This is a genomic window from Rhodococcus sp. P3_B8 (assembly GCF_056402775.1).
Genome location: NZ_JBFUGT010000011.1, coordinates 91,992 through 99,041, shown reverse-complemented (window position 1 = coordinate 99,041; position 7,050 = coordinate 91,992). Strand labels below are relative to the sequence as shown.

The 7,050-nt window shown below is 65.3% G+C and carries 7 protein-coding genes; 5 read left to right on the top strand and 2 right to left on the bottom strand.

Features of this window, described 5'->3' with window-relative positions:
* Positions 1-224 precede the first annotated feature (224 nt).
* The 4 genes from ehuB to ehuA are packed head-to-tail and all read left to right on the top strand — an operon-like array spanning position 225 to position 3,285.
* A complete protein-coding gene (gene ehuB, locus AC1D1G_RS07515) occupies positions 225-1,109 on the top strand; it encodes an ectoine/hydroxyectoine ABC transporter substrate-binding protein EhuB (protein WP_477951607.1) in 885 nt (294 codons plus the stop codon).
* A 22-nt stretch (positions 1,110-1,131) separates the two neighbouring features.
* Positions 1,132-1,863: an ectoine/hydroxyectoine ABC transporter permease subunit EhuC gene (gene ehuC, locus AC1D1G_RS07510; RefSeq protein WP_005262075.1), complete on the top strand. Its 732-nt coding sequence runs from the start codon at positions 1,132-1,134 to the stop codon at positions 1,861-1,863.
* On the top strand, positions 1,860-2,504 hold the full coding sequence (ehuD, locus tag AC1D1G_RS07505) for an ectoine/hydroxyectoine ABC transporter permease subunit EhuD (RefSeq protein WP_005262076.1): 645 nt from the start codon (positions 1,860-1,862) through the stop codon (positions 2,502-2,504). Before ehuC ends, ehuD begins: the two co-directional genes overlap by 4 nt.
* 19 nt (positions 2,505-2,523) lie before the next feature.
* Entirely contained in the window at positions 2,524-3,285 is a 762-nt protein-coding gene (ehuA, locus tag AC1D1G_RS07500) for an ectoine/hydroxyectoine ABC transporter ATP-binding protein EhuA (RefSeq protein ID WP_011596790.1), read from the top strand.
* Between the two features lie 7 nt (positions 3,286-3,292).
* Here the strand turns inward: ehuA and AC1D1G_RS07495 are convergent, their stop codons facing one another.
* Positions 3,293-4,297 (bottom strand): bile acid:sodium symporter family protein, encoded by a 1,005-nt coding sequence (locus tag AC1D1G_RS07495; protein WP_317570742.1) that lies wholly within the window; start codon positions 4,295-4,297, stop codon positions 3,293-3,295.
* A gap of 83 nt (positions 4,298-4,380) precedes the next feature.
* On the opposite strand from AC1D1G_RS07495, the gene AC1D1G_RS07490 reads away from it, so the two are divergent.
* Entirely contained in the window at positions 4,381-5,241 is an 861-nt protein-coding gene (locus AC1D1G_RS07490; RefSeq protein WP_477951606.1) for a LysR family transcriptional regulator, read from the top strand.
* Between the two features lie 40 nt (positions 5,242-5,281).
* Here the strand turns inward: AC1D1G_RS07490 and AC1D1G_RS07485 are convergent, their stop codons facing one another.
* Positions 5,282-6,856 carry a hypothetical protein gene (locus AC1D1G_RS07485; RefSeq protein ID WP_477951605.1) on the bottom strand — a complete coding sequence of 525 codons (1,575 nt, stop codon included), beginning with the start codon at positions 6,854-6,856 and terminating at the stop codon, positions 5,282-5,284.
* Positions 6,857-7,050: the final 194 nt, after the last annotated feature.

Genomic DNA, 7,050 nt, shown 5'->3' with positions numbered 1-7,050 from the left:
TCCGTTACCGAAAGCCCCCCAACCTTGTTGGGGGGCTTTYGGCATTCCTGGGGACATTCGCCGACCGCATTTGATAACGCTGCGGTAACGTCCCCCCGGTTCCCCTATGGCAGGTCCTTCGCCTGCGTAACGTGGCCCGGGCAGATCCGTTGGGATCGTGCCGTGCGGTGCGCGTCCTCCCGGATCACCCGAGGTGACGAAGGGAATCTGTGGTGACGAGCACGATGTCGAAACAACGTCCGGTAGTCAGGGCGGCTGTCGCCTTCGCGGGCATGATGGTGGCCGCCGGCTCCCTGGCGGGGTGCACGAAGACCGACACGACCAGCGGCGGATCACTCCTCCAGCAGCTGCAGGACAGCGGAACGGTGACCGTCGGCTTCGCCGGCGAGGCCCCGTACAGCTTCGAGCAGGACGGCCAGCTGACCGGCGCCACCGTGGCTCTGCACCGCGAGATCTTCAAGAACCTGGGCATCGACAACGTCGAGGGCGTGAGTACCGACTTCGGGGCACTCATTCCCGGGCTGCAGGCCCGCCGCTTCGACGTCGTCAGCGCCGGAATGTCGATCCTGCCGCAGCGGTGCGAGCAGGCAGCGTTCAGCGAGCCGGAATTCAACTACACGACCGCGCTGATGGTGCCCAAGGGGAATCCCGCGAAGCTCACCGACATGCAGTCGGTGCAGCAGAGCGGGGTGCGGATGGCCGCGATGACCGGGGCGATCGAATCGGACTACGCGCAGCAACTCGGGATCGATGCGATGCAGGTGGCGTCGCCGCAGGACGGAATGGACGCCGTCGCCAACGGGCGAGCCGATGTCTTTGCGCTCACCGGAATCTCACTGAACTGGCTGGCGCAGAACAACCCGCAGGCCCCGGTGGAAGTGACCAGCTCGTTCGTCGCCGAGATCGACGGGGTACCTCAGGTCGGTGCCGGAGGCACGGTCTTCCGCAAGGAAGACACCGAGTTGCGCGACGCGTACAACGCCGAGCTGGCCAAGATCACCTCCGACAAGGACAAGTACCTGTCCATCGTCGGACCGTTCGGATTCACCGCGGAGGAACTGCCCGATCCGAACCTGACCACCGCCAAACTCTGCGGCGGGGCCRGCTGATCGTCGGAGAGGTCTGCTGCCTGTGAAGGAGAACATCGACGCCTTTCTGGACGCGTGGCCGAGCATCCAGGAAGGGATCGTTGTCACGCTCCAACTGACGGCGGGCGGTGCCCTCCTCGCGTTCGTCCTCGCGCTCGCGCTCGGGCTGGCCGCCCGTGCGCACAACATCGTGATCAGGGGATCGGCGCGCGCGTTCATCGAATTCTTCCGGGGCACTTCGCTGTTGGTGCAGCTGTTCTGGTTGTTCTACGTGGTTCCGCTGTTCGGCTACCTCATCGACCCGGTGCTCTGCGGGATCCTCGCGCTCGGGCTGAACTACGGCGCCTACGGAGCCGAGGTGGTTCGGGGCGCGATCAACTCGGTGCCGCAATCGCAATGGGAGGCGGCGACAGCGCTGGACTTCAGTCACTGGCAGCGGTTGCGCCGGGTGGTCTTCCCGCAGGCCTGGGCCGAGATGATTCCTCCGTTGACCAACCTCCTGATCCAGCTCCTCAAGGGCACAGCGCTCGCGAGCTATATCCTTCTGCAGGACTTGACCTTCGAGATCGACCAACTCCGGCAGACGACCGGAAACACGCTCTTCGCGTTCGGCGTCGGGCTCGTCATCTACTTCGTCATCGGCTACGTGCTGACACTGGTGATGAACGCGCTGGAGGTGCGGGCGAAGAATCGCCTCGGCACTGGACCGTCGCTGCGTGAGATCTTCAGCCTCGCACCCACCGATCCGCGGGGACTGGAGGCCGCGAAGCAATGAGCGTCCAGTGGAGTTGGGACCGAGCGTTCGAGGCTCTGCCCGTGCTGCTCGAGGGTTTCAAGATCACCCTCATCGCCACCGTTCTCGGGTTCCTGATCTCCGTCGTTCTCGGTCTCGTCATCGCCTTGATCCGGCAGGCCGCGCCGCGATGGGTGAGTGTCCCGGTCCGCGCGATCAGTGAATTCATCCGGCTGACCCCGCTCGTCGTGCAACTGCTGTTCGTGTACTACACGTTCACGGGACTGTCGCCGCTGCAGATCGGTGTCGTCGTACTCGGAATCCACTATTCGACGTACATGGCCGAGGTGTACCGGGCGGGAATTGAAGCGGTGCCCGTCGGCCAGTGGGAGGCGGCGCGGGCGTTGTCCATCGCGCCCACCCGGACGTGGCGTGCGATCATCCTGCCGCAGGCCATCCGTCGCGTCGTCCCGGCGCTGGGCAACTACGCGGTGTCGATGTTCAAGGACACCCCGTTCCTCTTCGCCATCACGGTGGTGGAGATGGTGACGGCCGCGCAGCAGTTCGGCGCCCGACATTTCCAGTACCTCGAACCGTTGACGCTGGCGGGTGTGATCTTCCTGGTCGCCAGCTACCCGACGTCCCTGCTCATACGGCGATTGGAGAGACGTCTTGCCCGATGACGCGAGCACAGCAACCCCGATGATCCGATTCGACGACGTAGTGAAGCAGTTCGGCGACCACGTCGTGCTCGACCACCTGGACTTCCAGGTCGCGCGCGGTGACCGGGTGACCCTGATCGGTCCGAGCGGATCGGGGAAGACGACCATCCTGCGACTACTCATGACCCTCGAGAAGGTGAACGAAGGCGTCATCTGGGTGGACGGGGTACCTCTGACGCACGAGGAGAAGGGAAGCAAACTCGTGCCGGCGTCGGAGAAGTACGTGCGCCGGATACGACGCCGGATCGGCATGGTCTTCCAGCAGTTCAACCTGTTCCCCAACATGAACGTGATCGAGAACATCACCGAAGCGCCGATCCACGTGCTCGGGCTGGACAAGGCCGCGGCCGTGACGAGGGCACGCGAGTTGCTCGAGACGGTCGGTCTGTCGGACAAGGAAACCGCGCACCCGACGCAACTGTCCGGTGGCCAGCAGCAGCGAGTGGCGATCGCGAGAGCGCTCGCCATGGACCCCGACATTCTGCTGCTCGACGAGGTCACGTCGGCGCTGGATCCCGAGTTGGTGGCGGACGTCCTCGACGTGCTGAGGAACGTCGCGCGCACCACCGACATCACGATGCTGATCGTCACGCACGAGATGCAGTTCGCGCGGGACGTGTCGAACCGGGTGATGATGTTCGACGCCGGGCGGGTCGTGGAAGAAGGCGACCCGGCGACGATCTTCACCGCGCCGAAGAACGAGCGCACCAAAACCTTCCTGAAGGCCGTACTGGCCGAATGATTCCCGGCTAGCTCGAACTGGTCGCGAGTTCGGTCTCCTCGGTGGCGGCGCGTCGGGCCAGCCGGCCCGCCATCCACGCGCACACCAGCAACTGCAGTTGGTGGAACAGCATGAGCGGCAGCACGATCAGGCCGATCGGCTGGCTCGCGAACAGGACGGTGGCCATCGGAAGTCCGGTGGCGAGGCTCTTCTTCGACCCGCAGAACGTGATCGTGATCTGGTCGGCGCGGTCGAAGCCGAGTCGCTTCGACCCGAACCACGTGACGGACAGGACCACGGCGAGCAGCACCGCGCACACCGCGAGCAGAGCCAGGAGTCGCCCGACGGACAGTGTGCCCCAGATGCCCTCGTTCATTCCCTCACTGAATGCGACGTAGACGACCAGCAGGATCGATCCCCGGTCGACGAGCTTGAGCGGTGCGCCGTGCTTCTTCACCCAGGGACCGATCCACCGCCGCACCGCCTGGCCGGCGATGAACGGGAGCAGGAGCATGACGAGGATGCCGATCGCGGAGGACCCGTCGAAGCCTGCCCCCTCGCTCGTCATCAGCAATGCCACGAGGAGCGGTGTCACGAAGATGCCGAGGATGTTGGAGAACGAGGCGCTGACGATGGCGCCGGGCACGTTGCCCCGGGCGATCGACACGAAGGCGATCGACGACTGGACGGTCGACGGCAGCAGGCAGACGTAGAGGAGGCCCAGGTACAGCGGTTGGGTCAGGATCGTCGGGACCAGCACGCGCGCAGCGATTCCGAGTAGTGGGAAGATCACGAACGTCGCGGCGAGGATGGTGATGTGGAGACGCCAGTGACGCAGGCCGTGCAGCGCCTCCTGCGTGGACAGTCGGGCGCCGTAGAGGAAGAACAGAATTCCGACGGCAACCTTCGTGGCCCACGTGAACGCGGTCAGGGCCGTGCCGTCCGCGGGGATCAGGCTGGCGATCCCGACGGTGATCAGGATGCCGAGAATGAACGGATCGAGTCTTCTGAGCAGCGGGATCTTCGTCAGCATGGTTCGACCGTAAGGAACGCGCGGATATTTCGAAAGACGATAGTCGCGTTTACTGTAATGCCGAACCGTGATAACAATGGGTGATGTTCGATCCCGTTCATCTGCGGAGCTTTCTCGCGGTCGCGCGCACCCGCAGTTTCACGGCCGCGGCCCGGCGCCTGAACCTGCGGCAGTCGACGGTCAGCCAGCACGTGGGAAAGCTGGAACTGGCCGCCGGGCGCCGCCTGTTTCTGCGGGACACACATTCGGTCGAACTGACCGCGGACGGCTCGGTGATGGTCGGTTTCGCGACGTCGATACTCGAGCGGCACTCGGACGCCGAGCGCTACTTCACCCAGTCCGGTGTGCGGGGACGCGTCCGGTTCGGGGCGTCCGAAGATCTGGTTCTGCACGAGCTACCTCATATTCTGGGCGAGTTCCGCCGCAGCCATCCGCTCGTCGATCTCGAACTCACAGTGGCGTTGAGTGAAGTGTTGTTCCGGCAACTGCACGAAGGCCGGCTGGACCTGGTGTTCGGGAAGCGGCGCAGAGGAGACCGGCACGGCGAACTGGTGTGGACCGACCGGTTGGCGTTCTTCGCGGCCCCCGACTTCGTTCCGGATGCAGAGGGGCCGGTGCCGCTGGTGACGTATCCGCCGCCGTCGATCACGAGGGAAGCGGCGCTCGACGTCCTGGAGAAGTCCGGGCGCGGTGCGCGGGTGGCCTGTGTGACGGACAGTTTGAACGGGTTGCGGGCCGCGTGTCTTGCGGGTCTCGGCGTCGTGTTTCACGCGGAGACCCTGCCGCCCGCGGGACTGGCGCCGGTGTGGATGCGTTCGCGCGACGAGTGGGGACCCGCCGTCGACGTCGAATTCGTGCTGGAGGCCCGCCGGAGTGTTCTCAGCGAACCGGAGCAGGCGCTGCGCGCCGCCATCCTCGAGAATGCGGATCGACTGCGCGCGTGACCTCGGCGGGAAAATCGCCCCCACCGAGGCCGTCGAACTGTCAGAAGATGAGCACGGACAGCGCGGTGGACAGCACCAGGCCGGACACCACGGGCACGAAACACTTCCTGGCGAGTTCGAGGACGGGCACACGGGCGAAGCCGGCCACCGCGATCAACGACGACCAGACGACGAGCGTTCCACCGCCGGACCAGATGTTCCCCATCTGACCGATCGCGGCCAGAGTTGCGGGGTCCATCCCGACGGCAGGCCCGAGCGCGCCCGCGAGTGAACCGGTGAGCGGCAGCCCGGTGAATCCGGAGCCCTCGAGGCCCGCGATCATGCCGATGGCGAGGATGCCGAACGACGTGACGAACGCGTTCTGCGGCAGGTGGGACTGCGCGGCGTTCACCAGGTCGAAGAGCAGCGTCGGGCCGGTCGCATCCGCAGGAAGCCCGAGAATGGCGGCGGAGAAGTCACCGTTGCCGATGAAGAAGAATCCGGCGATCGGGATCACGATGCCCATGGCCTTGAATGCGAAGACCAGACCGTCGATCAGGTGCTCGGACGTCGTCTCGAGGAAACCCTTCTTGTCGTTGGTCGCGGCCGCGGCGAAGAGGATGAGCGCGGCGATGCCGCCGACCATCGCCGCCGCGTCGCCGCCCTTGAGGTCGGGCACCAGATCGGTGAACTTGCCGACCATGAGGTAGACGATGAACGCCAGATACGCGGTGGGCACCAGTACTGCGAAAGTCTTTGCGGCGCGGATGCTCTTGAACGTGTCGTCGATGACCTGCCGGGCGGAGGCCGTGACGGGTTCGGCGAGGACCGCCGTCGACGTCGGGGGAGCGGCACTCGTCGCCGCTTCGGCCGGTGCACGATCGATCGCGCCGCCGCCGGTGGGGGTAGCACCGGCCTCGGGGGCGTCGCCGCCGGGCTTGCCGAAGTCGCTCTCCGCGCGTGCCTCCCAGTCGGTGAGCAGTTCCGGTGCGGGGCGGCGCATGTGCCTGCGCTGCGTGAAGTAGGCGATGAGGAGTGCGGTGAGACCGACTATCAGGGACATCACCAGGGCGCGGTCCGCGACGACGTCCGGATCGACTCCTGCCGACTTTGCCGACAGGCCCGGCGCCACCTTGATGATGTAGTCGGACGACAGCGCCATGCCCTGCCCGCAGATCGCGATCGCCATGCCGACCGCCATCGGGGGAAGGCCGGCGCGGATGGCGACGGGGATGAGGACGGCTCCGATCAACGGAMCCGCGGGGGTTGGCCAGAAGAACAGCGAGATCGTGTAGGTGACGACGGCCAGGACGATGAAGCTGCTGGTGCCGCCGCGCATGACGCGCCGGAACGGGGCGACCATCAACCGGTCGGCTCCCATCTGCCGGAGGGCGCCGAGCATCGCCGTCACCAGCGAGATGATGAGGAAGATGTTGAACAGCTCGCGGGCGGCGACGAGGCTCGCGTTGAAAATCGACGCGAGACCGGTGACGAGGCTGTCGGAGAACACGAAGGCGGTCAGGAACGTGCCGATGACGGCGGGGACGACGATGTTCTTCCGCATGAGCATCGTCCCGAGGATGACGATGATTCCTCCGAGATACACCCAATGTGCGGCGGTGAGACTTACATCCACGGTGCGCCCCTTCGAAATAGGTACAGACTAGTGGCACTAGTCACAGTGCAGTGATACTGCGCGGGGCGTTTTCCAGGGTCAACGTCCAGAGTGCACATCGATAACCAGCGTATTTGTGCATTGTGCCCGGCATTTTTCGCCGGGATTGCTTGTTGTCACGCGCAAGTAAAGGAATGCTCGGCAGAAGCCGTTTC